This window comes from Pseudomonas shirazica, assembly GCF_015168335.1.
Lineage (GTDB): Bacteria > Pseudomonadota > Gammaproteobacteria > Pseudomonadales > Pseudomonadaceae > Aquipseudomonas > Aquipseudomonas asiatica.
In genome coordinates, this window is sequence record NZ_CP063456.1 from 3,665,648 (window position 1) to 3,684,012 (window position 18,365).

Below are 18,365 nucleotides of genomic sequence, written 5' to 3' on the forward strand. Positions count from 1 at the left end.
GCGAAAGGGCCGGATCAGGCAACACAAGCCTCCAAGGAAACCGCCTCAACCCCCAGCAACCGGCTGATCCGCGCACAGTCATCTTCCCGCCGCAATTCGGCAAACAGCACAACCGCTTCGGGATAACTGCGGGTCAGCATCGCCAGCCACTGCTTCATCCGCCCCGGTGCATAGCGCGGCGACAACTTGGCCTGGGCCTGACGCCAGAACTCGCGAAGCAACGGCAGCAGGTCGTCCCAGCTCATCGGCCGGTACTCCCGCCCATCACGCGCCGCGGCAATCTGCAGCCCAAGATCGGGGCGCGAAACCAGCCCACGGCCCAGCATGATATCTTCGGCGCCACTGACCTCACGACAGCGCCGCCAGTCATCCACGGTCCAGATCTCGCCGTTGGCGAACACTGGCACCTTGACCACATCCTGCACCCGCGCCACCCACTCCCAGTGGGCCGGGGGCTTGTAGCCCTCGACCTTCGTCCGCGCATGCACCACCAGGTGCGCCGAACCGCCTTCGGCCAGCGCCATGGCACACTCCAGCGCGCCATCGGGGCTGTCGAAACCCAGGCGCATCTTCGAGGTGACCGGGATATGTGCCGGCACGGCACGGCGCACTTCACGCACAATGGCGTGCAGCAGCTCCGGCTCCTTGAGCAGCACCGCTCCACCGCGCGACTTGTTCACGGTCTTGGCCGGGCAACCGAAGTTCAGGTCTATCACCGGCGCGCCCAACTGGCAGGCCAGCGCGGCGTTTTCCGCCAGGCACACAGGGTCCGACCCCAACAACTGCACGCGCATTGGTACCCCTGCAGCGGTCCGTGCGCCATTGCGCAACTCGGGCGCCAGCTTGTCGAACGAGGAAGGCGGCAGCAGGCGGTCGCACACGCGAATGAACTCGGTGACGCACCAGTCGATACCGCCCACGCGGGTCAGCACGTCGCGCAGGATGTTGTCGACCAGCCCCTCCATGGGGGCCAGGGCAATTTGCATGTCGGGGTCTCGGCGGAAAAAGCCGGCAGTTTAACAAAAATTGCCGGTGTTTCAGGCGCCGATCAGCGCCGGGCCGTAACCGTCGAGGAACTCCGCCGGCATGCGCTTGGGCTTGCCGCTGGACAGCTCGATGCAGGCAAAGGTGGTCTGGGCGCGCAGCAAAGTCACGCCGTCGCGCGGGCGCTTGAGCTGGAAGCGCCGGGTCATGCGCAGGCGCTGGTCCCAGTCGATGATCCAGGTGGCCAGTTGCAACTCGTCATCCTCGTAGGCAGCAGCCAGGTAGTCGATTTCGTGGCGCACCACCGCCATGGCCCGGTCCAGCCGGCGATATTCGGCCAGGTCCAGGCCCAGGCGCTGGGAATGGCGCCAGGCGCAGCGCTCCAGCCAGGTGACGTAGACCGCGTTGTTGGCGTGGCCGAGGCCGTCGATATCCTCGCTACCGACGCGCAGGTCGATGACGAAGGGTGTTGCCAAGTCCCAGCTCATGTTCGCTTCCTTGGAGCAAAAGTGGATTTAGCAGGGACCGCCGAGGGAAAGTCCAGCCCTTCTGCACTTGCCTGCGGGGCTACGCGGTCCCTGTAGGAGCGGCCTTGTGTCGCGATGGGGCGCGCAGCGGCCCCAAAATCTCAGTCCCGACACAGATTGCCGGGGCTGCTGCGCAGCCCATCGCGACACAAGGCCGCTCCTACAGGCACCGCGCCAGCCCGGGCCAGCAGCTCCAGCACCGCTTCACTCAGGCGCGGATCGGACAGCACGCGCTGGTGGCCACCCGCCTCCAGCAGCATCAGGCGGCTATCGAACCAGGCCTTGTGGATAACCCGGGCCTCATCGGCTGCGACCAAGGCATCATCGGCGGCATGCACCACCAGCCCGGGTAACTCCAACTGGTAACCCGTCACATCCAGCCGCGCAATCTGCATGCCCACATCCCGCTCCACCTGGCGAATGAATGCAGCCCGCGCCCGCGCCGGCAGACCCAGACGATGGGCAAAGCCACGCAGTACGCCCAATAGCCGCGCCGGGGCAGCGATGCTTACCGCTGCCTCGGTACGCAGCCCCATCTGCAAGGCCAGCAATACACTGGCGCCGCCCATGGAATGGCCAATAACCGCGCGCAGCGGCGGCAGCTCGGCGGCAGCTTCCAGCAGCGCTCGGGCAAACAACACCACATTTGCCTGTTCGCCAGGCGAACGGCCATGCCCCGGCCCCTCCAGCGACACCACCGTGTGCCCCGCCTGGACCAAGGTTTCGATCAACGCGGCAAACTGGGTCGGGCGCCCCTCCCAGCCGTGCATCATCAGCACGGTCGGCCCCTTGCCCCAGCGCAAGGCCGACAAGCCGAAGCGCAAAGTGATGCGCTCGGCGCTGGCCAGCACGGGCAACTCCCAATCCCGTGGCGGCAGGTTGCGAGGAGTCATGAAGGCACGGCGCATCTTGCCCGCGACATGCTCGGGGGCCAGGCGGCCCAAGGTGCCATTGACACCACGAATCCAGCTCAGGGTAGTCATCGCCATGCTCCAGGCTCAAAGCACCGCCGATTTGGCGGCGCGCAGAATACGATCGGACAGTTCGCTGGTGCCCAGGGCACGGGCAAGCGCCAGGCCACCAACCATCAGGGCCAGGTCGGCCAATGCCTTGTCGGCGTCCTCGGGGCGGTCGACCATGGCGGCAGCCATCAACTCGATGTGCTCGGCCAGAACCTCGCGGAAGGCCTCTGGCAGGCGCTGCATCTCGCCCAGCGAATTGGGCAGCGGGCAGGCATGCACTTCGGCATCACGGTGCTTGCGCGACAGATAGAACGCACTGGCCAGCGCCCGCCGCCCGGCGCCATCGAGGCTGGGGTCGATCTGCGCGAGCAAGGCGCGGCGCTCGCCCAGCAACTGGCGGAACGCTTCGAGCATCAACTCGTCCTTGCTGTCGAAGTGGGCGTAGAAACCACCGACGGTCAGGCCTGCCGCACCCATGACCTGGCTGACGCTGGGCTCGGCCGGGCCGTGCTGGATCAGCGCACTTCGCGCCGCCTCGAGAATGCGCTCGCGGGTTCTGCTCTTCTTGTCGCTCATCAGGCCACTCGCCAACAAAAATATGATGATCGAAATATTATTCGCATAATATTTTTTGGCAAGCAGAATCTGCAGCCGCCTGTCGGTCGCGAAATTTTGATTAGGGGAGAAAAACAAAAGGCCCATTCAATAATCGAATGAGCCTTCAAAGTCCCGCAAAACGCGGGTAAACGTGGCGTCCCCTAGGGGACTCGAACCCCTGTTACCGCCGTGAAAGGGCGGTGTCCTAGGCCACTAGACGAAGGGGACGTAACCTTCGTGCCGATCCGCTTACGCGAACCGCGGCAGAAATGGTGGAGCTAAGCGGGATCGAACCGCTGACCTCCTGCATGCCATGCAGGCGCTCTCCCAGCTGAGCTATAGCCCCGAAACAAAAGGCTCATCAGTAATCGACGAGCCTTTAAAGCCCTGCAAAACGCAGGAAAAGTGGCGTCCCCTAGGGGACTCGAACCCCTGTTACCGCCGTGAAAGGGCGGTGTCCTAGGCCACTAGACGAAGGGGACGTAACCTTCGTGCCGATCCGCTTTCGCGAACCGCGGCAAATTGGTGGAGCTAAGCGGGATCGAACCGCTGACCTCCTGCATGCCATGCAGGCGCTCTCCCAGCTGAGCTATAGCCCCGGATTTCTAGCCTCTCGGCCCAGCGACATCCTGAAACATCGCTTGTGCAAAACTGGCGTCCCCTAGGGGACTCGAACCCCTGTTACCGCCGTGAAAGGGCGGTGTCCTAGGCCACTAGACGAAGGGGACGAACCTTCTTACCTTCAAGACCCGGTTGCTGGACCCGGTCTTGCCCGACAGCCTTGGCTGCCAGACGGAATTTGGTGGAGCTAAGCGGGATCGAACCGCTGACCTCCTGCATGCCATGCAGGCGCTCTCCCAGCTGAGCTATAGCCCCACAATGTCGCTTTGAACCGAAGCGCTGGCTGGGTGCCTGGCGTTTCGTTTTCGTTCATCGCTGTGGACGGGGCGCATATTAAGATCGGATTGCAGGGCTGTCAAACGAATTTTTCAAAATATTCAAAAAATTTTTCACAGATAACAATCACTTACCGCCCTCCCCTTGCCAAAACTGAACACTGAGCCCCGTGGGAGCGGGTTTACCCGCTCCCACAAGTTCGGCTTATGGCCTCGGGACCACTGTCAGGCGATAGAGGCCAGCAGCTTTTCCCACTCTTTGTTTTCTTTCTTCGACACACCACCCAGCAGGTCCAGGGCCTGGCGCAGGCGGTAGCGGGTCAGGTCCGGGCCAAGGATTTCCATCGCGTCCAGCACCGAAACCGAGCTGGCCTGGCCGGTAATGGCGGCAAACATCAGCGGCATGGCATCACGCAGCTTCAGCTCCAGCGCCTCGACCACCGCCTGGATGCAACCGGTGATGCGCTCTTTTTCCCACTGACGCAGGCTTTCGAGCTTCCACAGGATCAGCTGGATCACCTGGCGTACCTGGTCGGCCGACAGCTTCTTGCTTTCGAACAGCTTGGCGTCCAGCTTCAGCGCGCCTTCGAAGAAGAACCCGCCCAGCGGGGCAACCTGGCTGAAGGTTTCCACCCGGCCTTGCACGTGCGGGGCGATCTTCATCATGTAGTCGCTGTTGAACGCCCACTTCTGCAGGCGCGCGGCGAACTCCTCGACCGACAGTTCGCGCAGCCACTGGCCGTTCAGCCAGGACAGCTTCTCGATGTCGAAGATCGGGCCGCCCAGCGAGATACGCGACAGGTCGAAGTGCTCGACCATCTCGGCCAGCGAGAACTTCTCGCGCTCGTCCGGCATCGACCAGCCCATGCGGCCCAGGTAGTTGAGCATCGCCTCGGGCATGAAGCCCATGCGCTCGTAGAAAGTCACCGAGGTCGGGTTCTTGCGCTTGGACAGCTTGGACTTGTCCGGGTTACGCAGCAGCGGCATGTAGCACAGCTTGGGCTGTTCCCAGCCGAAGTATTCGTACAGTTTGATCAGCTTGGGTGCCGATGGCAGCCACTCTTCGCCGCGCAGCACGTGGGTGATGCCCATCAGATGGTCGTCGACCACGTTGGCCAGGAAGTACGTCGGCAGGCCGTCGTTCTTCATCAGCACCTGCATGTCCATGCGGTCCCACGGGATCTCGACATCACCACGCAGCATGTCCGGTACCACGCACACGCCTTCGCTCGGCACTTTCATGCGGATCACGTGCGGCTCGCCAGCGTCCAGGCGGCGCTGCACTTCCTCGGCGCTCAGCAGCAGCGCGCGGCCGTCGTAGCGCGGGGTTTCGCCACGGGCTTGCTGCTCTGCGCGCATCTGCTCCAGCTCTTCGGCGGTGCAGAAGCAGTAGAAGGCATGGCCGGCGTCAACCAGCTCCTTGGCGTACCTGGCGTAGATTTCGCCACGCTCGCTCTGCCGGTAAGGGCCGTGCGGGCCGCCGACGTCCGGACCTTCGTTCCATTCGATGCCGAGCCAGCGCAGGGCATCGAAGATCTGCTGCTCCGACTCGCGCGTGGAGCGCAGCTGGTCGGTGTCTTCGATGCGCAGGATGAACTCACCGCCGTGCTGCTTGGCAAAGCAGTAGTTGAACAGGGCGATGTAGGCAGTGCCGACATGGGGGTCGCCGGTAGGCGATGGCGCGATACGCGTGCGTACGGTGGTCATGGAGAGTCTCGAACGAAAGATGAAACAAAGGCGGGATGTTAGCAGGAGGCAGGCACCGGGCTCCAGCAATGGCGCGAACGTCACTTGTCGACCGGCCATGTGCCGCTGTTAAATTTATTTACATTTCTGGAACGATAGTCCTCATGCCTGCCCAACTCAAACGCCGCCTGCTGGTCTTCTTCACCTTGGTGGCCGTCATCGCCCTCACCTTCCTGGGCCACTGGTACTTCAAGGGCCGCTTCTACGAAAGCACCGACAACGCCTACGTACAGGGCGAGATCACCCGCATTTCCAGCCAGTTGGGCGCACGCATCGACGAGGTGCGGGTCGAGGACAACCAGCACGTCAGGAAAGGCGACCTGCTGGTGCGCCTGGAGGCCGCCGACTTCGAACTGGCCGTGCAACGCGCCCGCGCCGCCCTGGCCACCCGCGAAGCCGAGCAGGTGCAGGCGCAAAGCCGCCTGACCCAGCAAGCCAGCCTGATCGCCGCCGGCCAGGCCCAGGTGGCGGCCAACCAGGCCACCTTCGACCGCTCGCGCCTGGACCTGAGCCGTGCCGAGAAGCTGCGCAAACCAGGTTTCGTATCGGAAGAACGGGTCACCACCCTGTCCGCGGACAGCCATGTCGCCGGCTCGCAGGTCGACAAGGCCCGTGCCGACCTGCAAAGCCAGCGCCAGCAAGTCAACGCACTGACCGCCGAACTCAAGCGCCTCGACGCGCAGATCGCCAACGCTCGCGCCGACCTGGCACAAGCCGAACTGAACCTGACCCGCTGTGAAATCCGTGCACCGATCAGCGGCAGCATCGGCCAGCGCAACGCGCGCAATGGCCAGGTGGTACAGGCCGGTGCTTACCTGCTGTCGATCGTGCCGGATGAAGACATCTGGGTGCAGGCCAATTTCAAGGAAACCCAGATCGGCCGCATGCAGCCCGGCCAGCGTGCCGAGCTGCTGTTCGACAGCTACCCCGACACACCGATAGAAGGCCGGGTCGACAGCCTTTTCGCCGCCTCCGGCGCGCAGTTCAGCCTGCTACCGCCCGACAACGCCACCGGCAACTTCACCAAGGTGGTGCAGCGTATTCCGGTCAAGCTGACCTTCCGCGCTGACAACCCGCTGCACGGGCGCATCCGCCCTGGCATGTCGGTGACCGCCACCGTCGACCTGCGCAGCGAAGACGAAGGCCACAATGGCCGGTGACCAGCTGCTCAGGCCAACCGCGGAGCCGACACGGCGGGACTGGATCGCGGTGATGAGCGTGATGCTCGGCGCCTTCATGGCGGTGCTGGACATCCAGATCACCAACTCGTCGCTCAAGGACATCCAGGGCGCACTGTCGGCGACGCTGGAGGAAGGCTCGTGGATTTCCACCTCTTACCTGGTCGCGGAAATCATCATGATCCCGCTCACCGCCTGGCTGGTGCAGCTGCTGTCGGCGCGGCGCCTGGCCGTGTGGGTGTCCAGCGGTTTCCTGTTGTCGTCGCTGTTATGTTCGATGGCCTGGAACCTGGAGAGCATGATCCTGTTCCGCGCCCTGCAGGGTTTTACCGGCGGTGCGCTGATCCCGCTGGCCTTCACCCTGACCCTGATCAAGCTGCCCGAACACCACCGCGCCAAGGGCATGGCCATGTTCGCCATGACCGCCACCTTCGCCCCCTCCATCGGCCCCACCTTGGGCGGCTGGCTGACCGAGAACTGGGGCTGGGAGTACATTTTCTACATCAATATCCCACCGGGCCTGGTGATGATCGCCGGCCTGCTGTACGGGCTGGAAAAGAAGGACGCGCACTGGGAGCTGCTGAAAAGCACCGATTACGCCGGCATCGTCACCCTGGGCCTGGGGCTTGGCTGCCTGCAGGTGTTCCTGGAGGAAGGCCACCGCAAGGACTGGCTGGAATCGCAGCTGATCGTCGGCCTGGGCAGCACCGCCCTGGTCAGCCTGATCACCTTCGTCATCCTGCAGTTTTCCAAGCCACACCCGCTGATCAACCTGCGCATCCTCGGCAACCGCAACTTTGGCCTGTCGAGCATCGCCAGCCTTGGCATGGGGGTGGGCTTGTACGGGTCGATCTACCTGCTGCCGCTGTACCTGGCGCAGGTGCAGGGCTACAACGCCTTGCAGATCGGCGAGGTGATCATGTGGATGGGTATCCCGCAGCTGTTCCTGATCCCGTTGGTGCCGCAACTGATGAAAGTGGTGTCGCCCAAGGTGTTGTGTGCCCTGGGGTTCTGCCTGTTCGGCGCCGCCAGTTTCGGCTCGGGGGTGCTCAATCCGGATTTTGCAGGGCCGCAGTTCAACCATATCCAGATCATCCGTGCCATCGGCCAGCCAATGATCATGGTGACCATTTCGCTGATCGCCACGGCGTATATACAGCCGCAGGATGCGGGTTCGGCGTCGAGCCTGTTCAATATCCTGCGTAACCTGGGCGGTGCGATCGGCATTGCGCTGCTGGCCACCCTGCTGGATGCACGGACCAAGGTGTATTTCGATTACCTGAGGGAGGCGGTGGTGCCGAGCAACCCGCAGGTGGCGGAACGGTTGGCGCAACTGGCGGAGCGGCTGGGCAATGACAATGCGGCGCTGGGCAAGTTGAGCGAGATCACTCACCAGCAGGCGTTGATCATGGCCTATAACGATGCGTTCCACTTTGTGGGGATCGGGTTAGCGGTGAGCATGGTGGCGGTGTTGTTGACCCGCAAGTTGCCGGAGGGGCTGAAAGCGGGAGAAGCACATTGAGGCTATTTCAAACTGTATGCGGTCCCTGTGGGAGCGGGCGTGCCCGCGAACACCGGCGCAGCCGGTGCCAGCCACCGCGTTGAATTCTTCGCGGGCACGCCCGCTCCCACAAGGCCCGCGCCAGGCTTCAGCTGGTAATCAACCGCTCGCGCAGCTGGGCAATCTCGTCGCGCAATTGCGCCGCGGCCTCGAACTCCAGATCGCGGGCGAACTGCATCATCTTCTCTTCCAGTTGCTTGATGCGTTTGGTGATCTCGCCCGGCGTGCGCAGCTCGGCCTCGTAACGGGCGCTCTCCTCCGCTGCCTTGGCCATGCCCTTGCGCTTCTTGCTGCGCGCGCCGGGCACGGTGGCGCCTTCCATGATATCGGTGATGTCCTTGACCACGCCTTTGGGCACGATGCCATTGGCCTGGTTGAATGCGATCTGCTTCTCGCGACGACGCTCGGTTTCGTCGATGGCGCGCTGCATGGAACCGGTGATGTTGTCGGCATACAGGATGGCCCGGCCATTGAGGTTACGCGCAGCACGGCCGATGGTCTGGATCAGTGAGCGCTCGGAGCGCAGGAAACCTTCCTTGTCGGCATCGAGGATCGCCACCAGCGACACCTCGGGCATGTCCAGGCCCTCACGCAGCAGGTTGATGCCCACCAGCACGTCGAAGGTACCCAGGCGCAGGTCGCGGATGATCTCCACCCGCTCGACGGTGTCGATGTCCGAGTGCAGGTAACGCACCCGCACGTCGTGGTCGGCCAGGTAGTCGGTGAGGTCTTCGGCCATGCGCTTGGTCAGCGTGGTGGCCAGCACCCGCTCGCCCTGTGCCACGCGCTTGCGGATTTCCGACAGCAGGTCATCCACCTGGGTAAGCGCCGGGCGTACTTCCACCTGAGGGTCGACCAGGCCGGTGGGGCGCACCACCTGCTCTACCACGCGCCCGGCGTGCTCGGCCTCATAGGGGCCCGGGGTGGCGGATACGAAGATGGTCTGCGGGCTGACGTCCTCCCACTCGTCGAAACGCATCGGCCGGTTGTCCAGCGCCGAAGGCAGGCGGAAGCCGTACTCGACCAGGGTTTCCTTGCGCGAGCGGTCGCCCTTGTACATGGCGCCGACCTGCGGAACGCTGACGTGGGATTCGTCGATCACCAGCAGCGCATCGGGCGGCAGGTAGTCGTACAGGGTGGGCGGCGGCGCCCCGGCCGGGCGCCCGGACAGGTAGCGCGAGTAGTTCTCGATGCCGTTGCAGTAGCCCAGCTCCAGGATCATCTCCAGATCGAAGCGGGTGCGTTGCTCCAGGCGCTGGGCCTCGACCAGCTTGTTGGCCTTCTGCAGGTATTCCAGGCGGTCCTTGAGCTCTTCCTTGATGCCCTCCACCGCCTCCAGCAGGGTTTCCCGCGGGGTGACGTAGTGGCTCTTGGGGTAGAAGGTGAAACGCGGCAGCTTGCGGAAGACCTCGCCGGTCAGCGGGTCGAAGGCGGCGATGTTCTCCACCTCGTCATCGAACAGTTCGATGCGGATGGCCTCGAGGTCCGATTCGGCCGGGAAGATGTCGATCACATCGCCGCGCACGCGGAAGGTGGCGCGGGCGAAGTCCATCTCGTTGCGGGTGTATTGCAGGTCGGCCAGGCGGCGCAGCAACGCGCGCTGGTCGAGCTTGTCGCCACGGTCCACGTGCAGGACCATTTTCAGGTAGGTCTCGGGGCTGCCCAGGCCGTAGATGCACGACACGGTGGTGACGATGATCGCGTCACGCCGCTCCAGCAGCGCCTTGGTCGCCGACAGGCGCATCTGCTCGATGTGGTCGTTGATCGAAGCGTCCTTCTCGATGAAGGTGTCGGACGACGGTACGTAGGCTTCAGGCTGGTAGTAGTCGTAGTAGGAAACGAAGTACTCCACCGCATTGTTGGGGAAGAATGCCTTGAATTCGCCATAAAGCTGCGCGGCCAGGGTCTTGTTCGGCGCAAGCACCAGGGTAGGCCGCTGCACCTGCTGAATGACGTTGGCGATGCTGAAGGTCTTGCCCGAGCCAGTCACCCCGAGCAGCGTCTGGTGCGACAGCCCCGCCTCGATACCTTCGACCATCTGGCGGATGGCCTCGGGCTGGTCGCCGGCCGGCTGGAAACGGGTGACGAGCTGGAACTCGGACATGACAGACCTCGCGGTGTTGCAGCAACTGTAAATTTAGCCAGTAGTCTATACCCAAATGCGCCCGCAGGGGGGCGCTTTCAAGGCACAGCTGTGAGCGCTTGTTGCAGTGGACCCGGCAATTAGACCAATGGTCGAAAAATATTTGCGCAAATGACCTGAAAAGCGATGCCGGACTGTCGCGGTGACCGGTCGGTATCACTATACTGACTCCCCGTTTGTGCACCGCTTCAGTGCATTCGGGCTGGAGCGTGTACGTCCTATCACACTCCAATCAGAGCCAAGGTAACAATGAGCCTGTTTTCCGCTGTCGAGCTGGCACCCCGCGACCCTATTCTGGGCCTCAACGAAGCATTCAACGCCGACCCACGTACCGACAAGGTCAACCTGGGCGTGGGCGTGTACTGCAATGAGGAAGGCCGCATTCCGCTGCTGCGCGCCGTGATCGAAGCCGAGACCCAGCGTGCCGCCCAGCACGCCTCGCGCGGCTACCTGCCGATCGACGGTATCGCCACCTACGACCAGGCTGTACAAAAGCTGCTGTTCGGCGCCGAGTCGCCACTGCTGGCCGCCGGCCGCGTGGTTACCGTGCAGGCCGTCGGCGGTACCGGCGCACTGAAGATTGGCGCCGACTTCCTCAAGCGTGTGTCGCCGAACGCCGTGGTTGCCATCAGCGACCCGAGCTGGGAAAACCACCGTGCGCTGTTCGAATCGGCCGGCTTCCCGGTGCAGAACTACCGCTACTACGACGCGCCGACCAACGACGTCAACCGCGCCGGCATGCTCGAAGACCTGAACAACCTGCCGTCCGGCTCGATCGTGGTGCTGCACGCCTGCTGCCACAACCCGACTGGCGTCGACCTGAGCCTGGACGACTGGAAGAACGTCCTGGAAGTGGTCAAGGCCAAGGGCCACGTGCCGTTCCTCGACATGGCCTACCAGGGCTTCGGTGACGGCATCGCCGAAGACGCCTTCGCCGTGCGCCTGTTCGCCGAGTCGGGCCTGGAGTTCTTCGTGTCCAGCTCGTTCTCCAAGTCGTTCTCGCTGTACGGCGAGCGCGTCGGTGCGCTGTCGATCGTCACCGCCTCCAAGGACGAGAGCACCCGCGTGCTGTCGCAGGTCAAGCGCGTGATCCGCACCACCTACTCCAACCCGCCGACCCACGGTGCAACCATCGTTGCCACCGTGCTGAACAGCGCCGAACTGCGCCAGATGTGGGAAACCGAGCTGGCCGAAATGCGCGAGCGCATCCACGGCATGCGCAAGCAGATGGTTTCGCTGCTGGCCGAATATGGCGCCAACCGCGACTTCAGCTTCGTTGGCCGCCAGGTTGGCATGTTCTCGTACTCGGGCCTGACCGTCGAACAGGTCGCCCGCCTGAAGAACGAGTTCGGCATCTATGCGCTGGACACCGGCCGCATCGCCGTGGCCGCGCTGAACAAGAGCAACATCCACGTAGTGACCAAAGCTATCGTGCAGGTACTGTAACTCATTGTTTTGCCTAGGGGTGGCTTGACTTCCCCTGGGCAATCAGTAAGATACGCACAGATTCCGCGATAGCTCAGTCGGTAGAGCAAATGACTGTTAATCATTGGGTCCCTGGTTCGAGTCCAGGTCGCGGAGCCAAACATTGAAAACCTCCAGATGCGCAAGCACTGGAGGTTTTTTGTTGCACTTATCCCCTCATGCCAGCGCACGGCTGCTGTATCGTCCGAGATCCCTCGACGAGCACAGGCAAGCATGAAAGCCAACGATTTCACCCAGAACGCTCAGCAAGCGGTAGCAATCGCCGCCAACCAGGCCCTCCTGGCAAGCCGACAAGCAACGTTCGCCGTGGGTGGCTGCATCATCGAAAATGCCACTGGAAAGGTACTGATCGCCCTGCACAACCGCGTGCTGGAGCCCTCTGCCAGCCAGGCGCAACCCGCATTCAGGCTCCGCGACCCAACGGGGCATGGTGAGCGCCGGCTGGTCGACTGGTATTTCGACAACCAGCAGCGCCTTGCCCTCCCCCCCACGCATGAACTGACCGTCATCACCACGCTCGACCCCTGCGCCATGTGCGCAGGCGCCTTGCTGACTGCCGGCTTCAATGTTGCCGTAAGTGCGCTCGACACCTTTGCCGGCGTCAATCATGACGGCCGTTTCGAATTCCCCGGCCTGCCGGCCGCACTTCGTCTGCGCGCGCAAGCCACGTGGGGCTACTATGCTGTCGGCAGCCCTTTTGATCGCGACTATGTCGGGCCGCCGCAAGGGCCGGTCTACGCTGGCGAACGCATCGACGCCGCAACGATGTGCCTTACCCGTTCGTTGTTCGAGGCCAGCGTGAACCATGTGCACGACGAAAGCAGCAACGCCGGCCTCCCGCCATCTGCCCTGAAGGACCCGATCACCCTACCCAGCCGGAGCCTGGTACGCCAGGCCCTGGCGGGCTTGAGCCCATGGAGCCTGCGCAGCAAAAGTGCAGACCCTCGGCTGCCCGGCATCGAACTGGCCGAGCCATTGGTCGACACAGCGCTCGCGGCAGATAGGTGCAATGCCGTAGCCTTGCTGGACCCATTCGGCAATCTGCTGGCCTGCCTGAACGGTGACGAAACGCGCTCCCCCATTCGCACTGCATTCATGGAGACCACTCGCAGCTACGCCGCGTTGCGCTGGAACCTGATGAACCATGACGACCCACAGGTCCGCCACGAAGCACACCAGCATCTCACCCACCCCCGTTTCTGCACATTCGTCCTGCTCCGTTTTCCGGACCCGGCCGACAGCGAGGCGGTCATGACCCTTGGCGCGTATGGCTCCACCATGGAACGGCACACCGCGCCGTCCTTCCCCTCAAGCCTGCAATATGTATTGCTGCCAACAGGCTGCACTGCCAAGGATGTTGCTCGACTGGCGCAAAATCTGCCGCCGTTCTACACGAGCAACGTGCAGGTTGCGCCTTGCCAGGTACTGGACCCGAACCTGATGCAGGAAGTTACAACCCGGCTGGGGCAGGCTCAGCGCTCCGAGCCTGCTGCCGGATAGGGCAATGTGACCGCACTGCCTTCATCCACCAGGCTCCAGACCAGCAACCTGGCTGACTGCTTCTGACTGGCGTTGCGTGACACGCTGTGCACGGTACCCGGGGCTTCGTACCAGTATTCACCGGCCTTGTAGGTTTTCTCCGGCTCGTGATCGAGCTTCGATACCACTGCCCCTTCCAGCACGTAGGCCATCACTGCGCCCGGGTGCTGATGCGCAGGTGATGCCTGGCCGGGGGCGTAGCTGACGGTGAGCATCACGGCGCTCTTGCCGGGGGCGTTCGAGGGTTGTTGCTGCTGCAGCACCTTGACCTGGTCGGCAGCATCGCCGTGCGCCCAGGCAGGGGTTTGAGCGGCGAGCAGGGCGAAAAGGAGATGCTAAACGGTTTCATGGGGGCTTCTCCTGGATGGCAATTGCCTGCAGGTTAGGCCTGTGGGGCAGAGAGACAAATGACCAATTCGGGGAAAAACCAAGAGGCCGATCATTGCCTGTGCCGACCTCTTCGCGGGCAAGCCCGCGAGGAAGCCGGTGCAGGCACCAGATATCTCAGCTGCTACGTCCGATCGGATAAAACTCACCGTGGCTCCAGACCCCAAGCCACTCTTCCCCGTCGATCTCGCGCGGCACCGCCAGCTCTACCAACTGGTAGAACACATTGCGATTAATCAGCGCCTCGAGATTGCTGCGTATCAGCACATACGGCGATGGCTCCTGCGTGACAGCGTCGATCACCACGCGCAGCGGGTTGGCCGGCCCGGCTTCGACCTGGTCCTCGACATTGCTGGTGAAGTGCAGCACCTGCTGCTCACCCTCACCTTCCACGTCAAGCGCCACGGCCACGAACGGCGCATCGTCGACGCGGATGCCCACCTTCTCTACCGGGGTAATCAGGAAGTAGTCATCGCCATCGCGGCGGATGATGGTGGAAAACAGCCGCACCATCGGCTTGCGACCGATCGGCGTACCCAGGTAATACCAGGTGCCATCACGGGCGATGCGCATGTCGATGTCACCGCAGAAGTCCGGGTTCCACAGATGTACCGGCGGCAGGCCCTTGGCCTTGGGAATCTGCGCCAGAAGATCATTGGCCTTGCCGGAATCGCTCATCACGCTTGCCTCATTCACTCACACCCAGAAGGCTACGAGCGTACTCGCGCATCGGCGCGCCAAGCAAATCCTCCGGGGTTTTATCGTGGAACGTCAACAAACCGCCACGGCTCTTGATACGTGCAGTGTCGATCAGGTAGCGGGTACTGGTTTCGATGAGCATCATCTGCACCACGCCGGTGTCCCAGCCCAGGCGGTCGACCGCTTGTTCGTCATACCACTCGTCGCCATTGCCGATGCGGTCGTCGGTGCGCGCGAAGCGGGTGTACAGCACGTAGTCGGCACCCACCGAACGGGCCTGGGCGATGGCCTCTTCCAGGCCCAATGGCCCTTGGGCACGCCGTACCAGCGGGAAATATTCGACGAAGCTCTTGTAGGCCTGCTCGGCCACCGCGTTCTGCCGCGGCACCGGTCCCTTGCCCGGAGGCACGAACGCGCCCTGGCCGATGAAGATGAACGAATCGGGCTGCAGGCGGATCGACAGGGTGCGACGGGTATCGCTGTGGTCCAGCAGACCGGCATCGCTCATGTGGTAACGGACGCCCTCGCCCATATCGCTGACATTCATGCAACCGCCCAACGCCATCAGCGCCAGCAGCAAAACCAGGCTACGCATCTTTCCTCCAGTGGCCGGCGACGAAAAACCGGCGAATAGCTGGCGGATGCAGCTTTTGCGCCAGCTTCAGCCGCCAATCACCTTCATCACCATCACATCGCCGGAAAACGCCAGGTCCTGTTTGTCTGCCAAGGCCTTTACCAGCAAGCGCTGCAGCGCCGGCAGCGCCTGATGGCGCGGTTTTTCCAGAAGGTCGCCGACGAAATGGCGATTGCCCGACGACAGGCAGCCATGCAGCCAGCCCGTGGAGGACAGGCGCAGCCGCGAGCAGGTGCGGCAGAATGGTACGCTTTCGTTGGCGATCACGCCGAAGTGGCCTCTGCCGGGCACCTGATAACGCAAGGCAGTGGCGTCCAGCGGCGCATCGACCTGAACGTAGGCATGCTTGCCAGCAATCAGTGCGAGCAGTTGGTCGAGGCCGACGAACTGCTGCAGGAAGACGTTTTGGTCACGGGCCAGGTGGCCCATGCGCATGAGCTCGATGAAGCGCAGTTCGAAGCCGCGCTCAAGGCAATAATCCAGCAGCGGCAGCACCTGATCGAGGTTGTGCCCGCGCATCGGCACCATGTTCACCTTGATCTGCATGCCCATGGCGCTGGCCCGCTCCATGCCCGCCAGCACGCTGGCCAAGTCGCCGCCCCGGGCAATACGGCGGAACGCCTGAGGGTCGAGGGTGTCGAGGGAAACGTTCAATCGGCGGATACCTGCCGCCTGCAACTGGGGCAACTTGCGCGCCAGCAACTGGCCATTGGTAGTCATCGAGATATCGTCAAGGTCGAGCTTGGCCACGGCGGCCAGGAAAGCATCCAGGCGCGGACTGACCAATGGCTCACCGCCGGTGATGCGCAAGCGTTCGATGCCGGCGGCTTCGATCAGGTAGGCCACGCCACGAGCCAGGGCCTCCGCCGACAGTTCGTCCTGTGCTGCCACCAGGCGCTTGCCGTCTGGCACGCAGTAGGTGCAGGCATAGTTACAGGCAGCCGTCAGGCTGACGCGCAGGTTGCGAAAACGCCTGCCTTGACGATCGACGATCATGAATGACTCCGGCATGGATGATGGGGGCTGGCAAAACCTGACTCATAAATCAGGTTTTTGCAAGCCCTGCACATCGCCGAAATAGGTAAGAGCAGCCTTGTGCTGCGAAAGGGCCAGTACAGCCATGCAGATGTGTGCTGGCTGTACCGGCCCTTTCGCAGCACAAGGCTGCTCCTACAGGTACTGCGTATTGCCTGAACGCGGATGCTTCAGTTCGAAGGTTCCGGGTCGCGCTTGCGCTTGTTGCCCATGCGCACGCCAATGTCCATCAGGAACTGGAAGAAGCCTTCCTGGTCCTCCAGCACATTGCTCCAGAACGGCGAGTGGTAAAGCGCCACGGCGCCGTGCACCAGCGCCCAGGCGGCGCAATAGTGGAAATACGGCGGCACGTCTTCGAGCTTGCCTTCGCTGATACGGCCCTTGATCAGCTGGGTCAGGCGGTCGAAGTTGGAGGCACGGATGCTGTGCAGCTGTTCGACCATTTCCGGTACCTGGTTGCCCTTGACCACCTTTTCTTCCAGGCGGTCGAACAGCCGGTAACGCTGCGGATCGCGCATGCGGAACTCGAAGTAGGCTCGCGACAGGGCTTCCTTGTCGCGATCGACGTCGGCCGAATGCAACAGCGCGTTCAGGTCGCGCTCGTAGTCGAGCATCAGGCGCAGGTAGATCTCCGCCTTGGACTTGAAGTGCTTGTAGATCGTGCCTTTGCCGATGCCCACGGCGTCGGCGATCATCTCGACGGTGACGCTGTCTTCTCCCTGTTCGAGAAAAAGCTTGAGCGCGGTGTCGAGGATTTCCTGTTCGCGACGGCGAAACTCACGGACCTTACGAGGTTCTTTCTGCATAGGAAGGACTGGATGACAATCGAAGCGGTTTATTATGCCTAACTTGCAAGAAATTGCACGGATCATCCAAGCATGTCTGTGTTTCACGATGCTTATAGCCATGCGCTGCGGGAGGAATGAAACGTGGGCGTATTCCAAATTTGTTTAAAAATCGATCAATATGCACTGGCACTGCGCCAAAGCTGACTAATACTTGAAGTGTTGGCGCGGCGCATCCCCCCCAAGTGGCGCGCCGATAAAGGTGCTCAGGGACCGCGTACCTTTGTTTTACTCCTAATGGTCTTAACCCGGATTCCCCCCCCAGAACCCGGGTTTTTTTTGGGTGTTTCGAGGGGGGGGCGTTGGGGGCATTTTTGGGATTACGTGTGGGCTGCTAGGTGCCCTCACCCGCAACCCTTCGAGTCAGGCCACCCGCGCCAACGGGAACAAACGCTTGAAGTTGGCAGTGGTCTGTTCGGCCAACTGCTCATAACTGGCCCCGCGCAACGAAGCCACGTACTCCGCCACCTCACGCACATACTGCGGCAAATTCGGCTTGCCGCGATACGGAATCGGCGCCAGGTACGGCGAATCCGTTTCCACCAGCAAACGATCGACCGGCACCTGCCGCGCCACTTCACGCAGGGCATCGGCATTGCGGAAGGTAACGATGCCAGACAACGAAATGTAATACCCCAGGTCCAGCGCCGCCTTGGCCATGTCCCAGTCTTCGGTGAAGCAGTGCAGCACGCCGGCCTGCGGCAGATTGGCCTCGCGCAGCAGTGCCAGGGTATCGGCACGCGCCGCACGGGTATGCACGATCACCGGTTTGCCGGTCTGCCGCGAGGCCTCCAGGTGCAGGCGGAACGAGGCTTGCTGCAACTCGGCTGCTTCCGGCTCGTAGTGGTAATCCAGCCCGGTTTCTCCAATCGCCACCACATGTGGGTGAGCCAGTTCGCGCAGCAGCCATTCCAGCGCCGGCGTTTCGCCCGGCGCCAGGTCCAGCGGGTGCACGCCCACCGAGCAATCGACATCGGCGTAACGCTCGCTCAGCGCCTTCACCGCACCAGCATTCTCGGCACTGACGCCAATACACAGGAAATGCCCGACCCCGCGCTCACGCGCCGCCTGCAGGGCAGCATCGAGGGAGCCCTGGTGGGCGCTCAGGTCCAGACGGTCGAGGTGGCAATGGGAATCTACGAGCATG

Annotated in this window: 16 protein-coding genes and 7 tRNA genes; 5 read left to right on the plus strand and 18 right to left on the minus strand. The window is 62.8% G+C overall.

The genetic code is table 11. The features are described from left to right. Positions 1–14: 14 nt before the first annotated feature. From IMX18_RS16855 to gltX, 11 genes are all read right to left on the minus strand, one after another. Positions 15–986, minus strand: coding sequence for a tRNA dihydrouridine synthase (locus tag IMX18_RS16855; protein WP_139657576.1), 972 nt, complete (start codon positions 984–986; stop codon positions 15–17). Between the two features lie 51 nt (positions 987–1,037). Further along, positions 1,038–1,472 (minus strand): acyl-CoA thioesterase, encoded by a 435-nt coding sequence (locus tag IMX18_RS16860; protein WP_015269427.1) that lies wholly within the window; start codon positions 1,470–1,472, stop codon positions 1,038–1,040. Between the two features lie 140 nt (positions 1,473–1,612). Beyond that, the gene (locus IMX18_RS16865; protein WP_015269426.1) at positions 1,613–2,494 is read right to left on the minus strand and encodes an alpha/beta fold hydrolase; all 882 of its coding nucleotides are present in this window, start codon (positions 2,492–2,494) and stop codon (positions 1,613–1,615) included. A 15-nt stretch (positions 2,495–2,509) separates the two neighbouring features. Continuing rightward, complete coding sequence (locus IMX18_RS16870; RefSeq protein WP_013971594.1) at positions 2,510–3,049, minus strand: TetR/AcrR family transcriptional regulator; 540 nt, start codon at positions 3,047–3,049, stop codon at positions 2,510–2,512. A gap of 173 nt (positions 3,050–3,222) precedes the next feature. Continuing rightward, positions 3,223–3,298, minus strand: a tRNA-Glu gene (locus tag IMX18_RS16875). Between the two features lie 42 nt (positions 3,299–3,340). Continuing rightward, positions 3,341–3,416, minus strand: a tRNA-Ala gene (locus tag IMX18_RS16880). Between the two features lie 60 nt (positions 3,417–3,476). Then, positions 3,477–3,552: transfer RNA gene (locus IMX18_RS16885), tRNA-Glu, on the minus strand. Between the two features lie 41 nt (positions 3,553–3,593). Then, a tRNA-Ala gene (locus IMX18_RS16890) sits at positions 3,594–3,669 on the minus strand. Between the two features lie 53 nt (positions 3,670–3,722). Beyond that, positions 3,723–3,798, minus strand: a tRNA-Glu gene (locus IMX18_RS16895). Positions 3,799–3,870: 72 nt separating this feature from the next. After that, positions 3,871–3,946: transfer RNA gene (locus IMX18_RS16900), tRNA-Ala, on the minus strand. 245 nt (positions 3,947–4,191) lie between these two features. Next, positions 4,192–5,673, minus strand: coding sequence for a glutamate--tRNA ligase (gene gltX, locus IMX18_RS16905; protein WP_015269425.1), 1,482 nt, complete (start codon positions 5,671–5,673; stop codon positions 4,192–4,194). A gap of 143 nt (positions 5,674–5,816) precedes the next feature. On the opposite strand from gltX, the gene IMX18_RS16910 reads away from it, so the two are divergent. After that, positions 5,817–6,872, plus strand: a complete 1,056-nt coding sequence (locus IMX18_RS16910; protein ID WP_015269424.1) for an HlyD family secretion protein — start codon at positions 5,817–5,819, stop codon at positions 6,870–6,872. Beyond that, entirely contained in the window at positions 6,862–8,412 is a 1,551-nt protein-coding gene (locus IMX18_RS16915) for an MDR family MFS transporter (protein ID WP_015269423.1), read from the plus strand. The genes IMX18_RS16910 and IMX18_RS16915 overlap by 11 nt, the downstream gene beginning before the upstream one ends. A 127-nt stretch (positions 8,413–8,539) precedes the next feature. On the opposite strand, the gene uvrB is transcribed toward IMX18_RS16915, so the two are convergent. Next, positions 8,540–10,555 carry an excinuclease ABC subunit UvrB gene (gene uvrB / locus IMX18_RS16920; protein WP_015269422.1) on the minus strand — a complete coding sequence of 672 codons (2,016 nt, stop codon included), beginning with the start codon at positions 10,553–10,555 and terminating at the stop codon, positions 8,540–8,542. Positions 10,556–10,843: 288 nt separating this feature from the next. Between uvrB and IMX18_RS16925 the strand changes: the two genes are divergently transcribed. The 3 genes from IMX18_RS16925 (at position 10,844) to IMX18_RS16935 (ending at position 13,579) form a co-directional block, all read left to right on the plus strand. Next, entirely contained in the window at positions 10,844–12,040 is a 1,197-nt protein-coding gene (locus IMX18_RS16925) for an amino acid aminotransferase (protein ID WP_015269421.1), read from the plus strand. Between the two features lie 62 nt (positions 12,041–12,102). After that, positions 12,103–12,178 (plus strand) — tRNA-Asn (locus IMX18_RS16930). Positions 12,179–12,292: 114 nt separating this feature from the next. Then, complete coding sequence (locus IMX18_RS16935; RefSeq protein ID WP_217190297.1) at positions 12,293–13,579, plus strand: cytidine/deoxycytidylate deaminase family protein; 1,287 nt, start codon at positions 12,293–12,295, stop codon at positions 13,577–13,579. On the opposite strand, the gene IMX18_RS16940 is transcribed toward IMX18_RS16935, so the two are convergent. The 6 genes from IMX18_RS16940 to IMX18_RS16965 form a co-directional block, all read right to left on the minus strand. After that, on the minus strand, positions 13,552–13,938 hold the full coding sequence (locus IMX18_RS16940) for a cupin domain-containing protein (RefSeq protein WP_217190340.1): 387 nt from the start codon (positions 13,936–13,938) through the stop codon (positions 13,552–13,554). The genes IMX18_RS16935 and IMX18_RS16940 overlap by 28 nt on opposite strands. A 184-nt stretch (positions 13,939–14,122) precedes the next feature. Then, complete coding sequence (locus tag IMX18_RS16945) at positions 14,123–14,683, minus strand: DUF1285 domain-containing protein (protein WP_015269418.1); 561 nt, start codon at positions 14,681–14,683, stop codon at positions 14,123–14,125. A gap of 10 nt (positions 14,684–14,693) precedes the next feature. Beyond that, on the minus strand, positions 14,694–15,299 hold the full coding sequence (locus tag IMX18_RS16950; protein WP_013971585.1) for a DUF4823 domain-containing protein: 606 nt from the start codon (positions 15,297–15,299) through the stop codon (positions 14,694–14,696). Positions 15,300–15,365: 66 nt separating this feature from the next. Continuing rightward, the gene (locus tag IMX18_RS16955; protein WP_015269416.1) at positions 15,366–16,334 is read right to left on the minus strand and encodes a GTP 3',8-cyclase MoaA; all 969 of its coding nucleotides are present in this window, start codon (positions 16,332–16,334) and stop codon (positions 15,366–15,368) included. Positions 16,335–16,543: 209 nt separating this feature from the next. After that, complete coding sequence (locus tag IMX18_RS16960) at positions 16,544–17,179, minus strand: TetR/AcrR family transcriptional regulator (protein WP_003260720.1); 636 nt, start codon at positions 17,177–17,179, stop codon at positions 16,544–16,546. 402 nt (positions 17,180–17,581) lie between these two features. Beyond that, entirely contained in the window at positions 17,582–18,364 is a 783-nt protein-coding gene (locus IMX18_RS16965) for a TatD family hydrolase (RefSeq protein WP_013971582.1), read from the minus strand. Between the last annotated feature and the right edge of the window lies 1 nt (position 18,365).

Bases quoted from the DNA above. Each gene is read 5' to 3' on its own strand.
- IMX18_RS16855 (WP_139657576.1), bottom strand. From the start codon at position 986: ATGCAAATTGCCCTGGCCCCCATGGAGGGGCTGGTCGACAACATCCTG.
- IMX18_RS16860 (WP_015269427.1), bottom strand. From the start codon at position 1,472: ATGAGCTGGGACTTGGCAACACCCTTCGTCATCGACCTGCGCGTCGGT.
- IMX18_RS16865 (WP_015269426.1), bottom strand. From the start codon at position 2,494: ATGACTACCCTGAGCTGGATTCGTGGTGTCAATGGCACCTTGGGCCGC.
- IMX18_RS16870 (WP_013971594.1), bottom strand. From the start codon at position 3,049: ATGAGCGACAAGAAGAGCAGAACCCGCGAGCGCATTCTCGAGGCGGCG.
- gltX (WP_015269425.1), bottom strand. From the start codon at position 5,673: ATGACCACCGTACGCACGCGTATCGCGCCATCGCCTACCGGCGACCCC.
- IMX18_RS16910 (WP_015269424.1), top strand. From the start codon at position 5,817: ATGCCTGCCCAACTCAAACGCCGCCTGCTGGTCTTCTTCACCTTGGTG.
- IMX18_RS16915 (WP_015269423.1), top strand. From the start codon at position 6,862: ATGGCCGGTGACCAGCTGCTCAGGCCAACCGCGGAGCCGACACGGCGG.
- uvrB (WP_015269422.1), bottom strand. From the start codon at position 10,555: ATGTCCGAGTTCCAGCTCGTCACCCGTTTCCAGCCGGCCGGCGACCAG.
- IMX18_RS16925 (WP_015269421.1), top strand. From the start codon at position 10,844: ATGAGCCTGTTTTCCGCTGTCGAGCTGGCACCCCGCGACCCTATTCTG.
- IMX18_RS16935 (WP_217190297.1), top strand. From the start codon at position 12,293: ATGAAAGCCAACGATTTCACCCAGAACGCTCAGCAAGCGGTAGCAATC.
- IMX18_RS16945 (WP_015269418.1), bottom strand. From the start codon at position 14,683: ATGAGCGATTCCGGCAAGGCCAATGATCTTCTGGCGCAGATTCCCAAG.
- IMX18_RS16950 (WP_013971585.1), bottom strand. From the start codon at position 15,299: ATGCGTAGCCTGGTTTTGCTGCTGGCGCTGATGGCGTTGGGCGGTTGC.
- IMX18_RS16955 (WP_015269416.1), bottom strand. From the start codon at position 16,334: ATGATCGTCGATCGTCAAGGCAGGCGTTTTCGCAACCTGCGCGTCAGC.
- IMX18_RS16960 (WP_003260720.1), bottom strand. From the start codon at position 17,179: ATGCAGAAAGAACCTCGTAAGGTCCGTGAGTTTCGCCGTCGCGAACAG.
- IMX18_RS16965 (WP_013971582.1), bottom strand. From the start codon at position 18,364: ATGCTCGTAGATTCCCATTGCCACCTCGACCGTCTGGACCTGAGCGCC.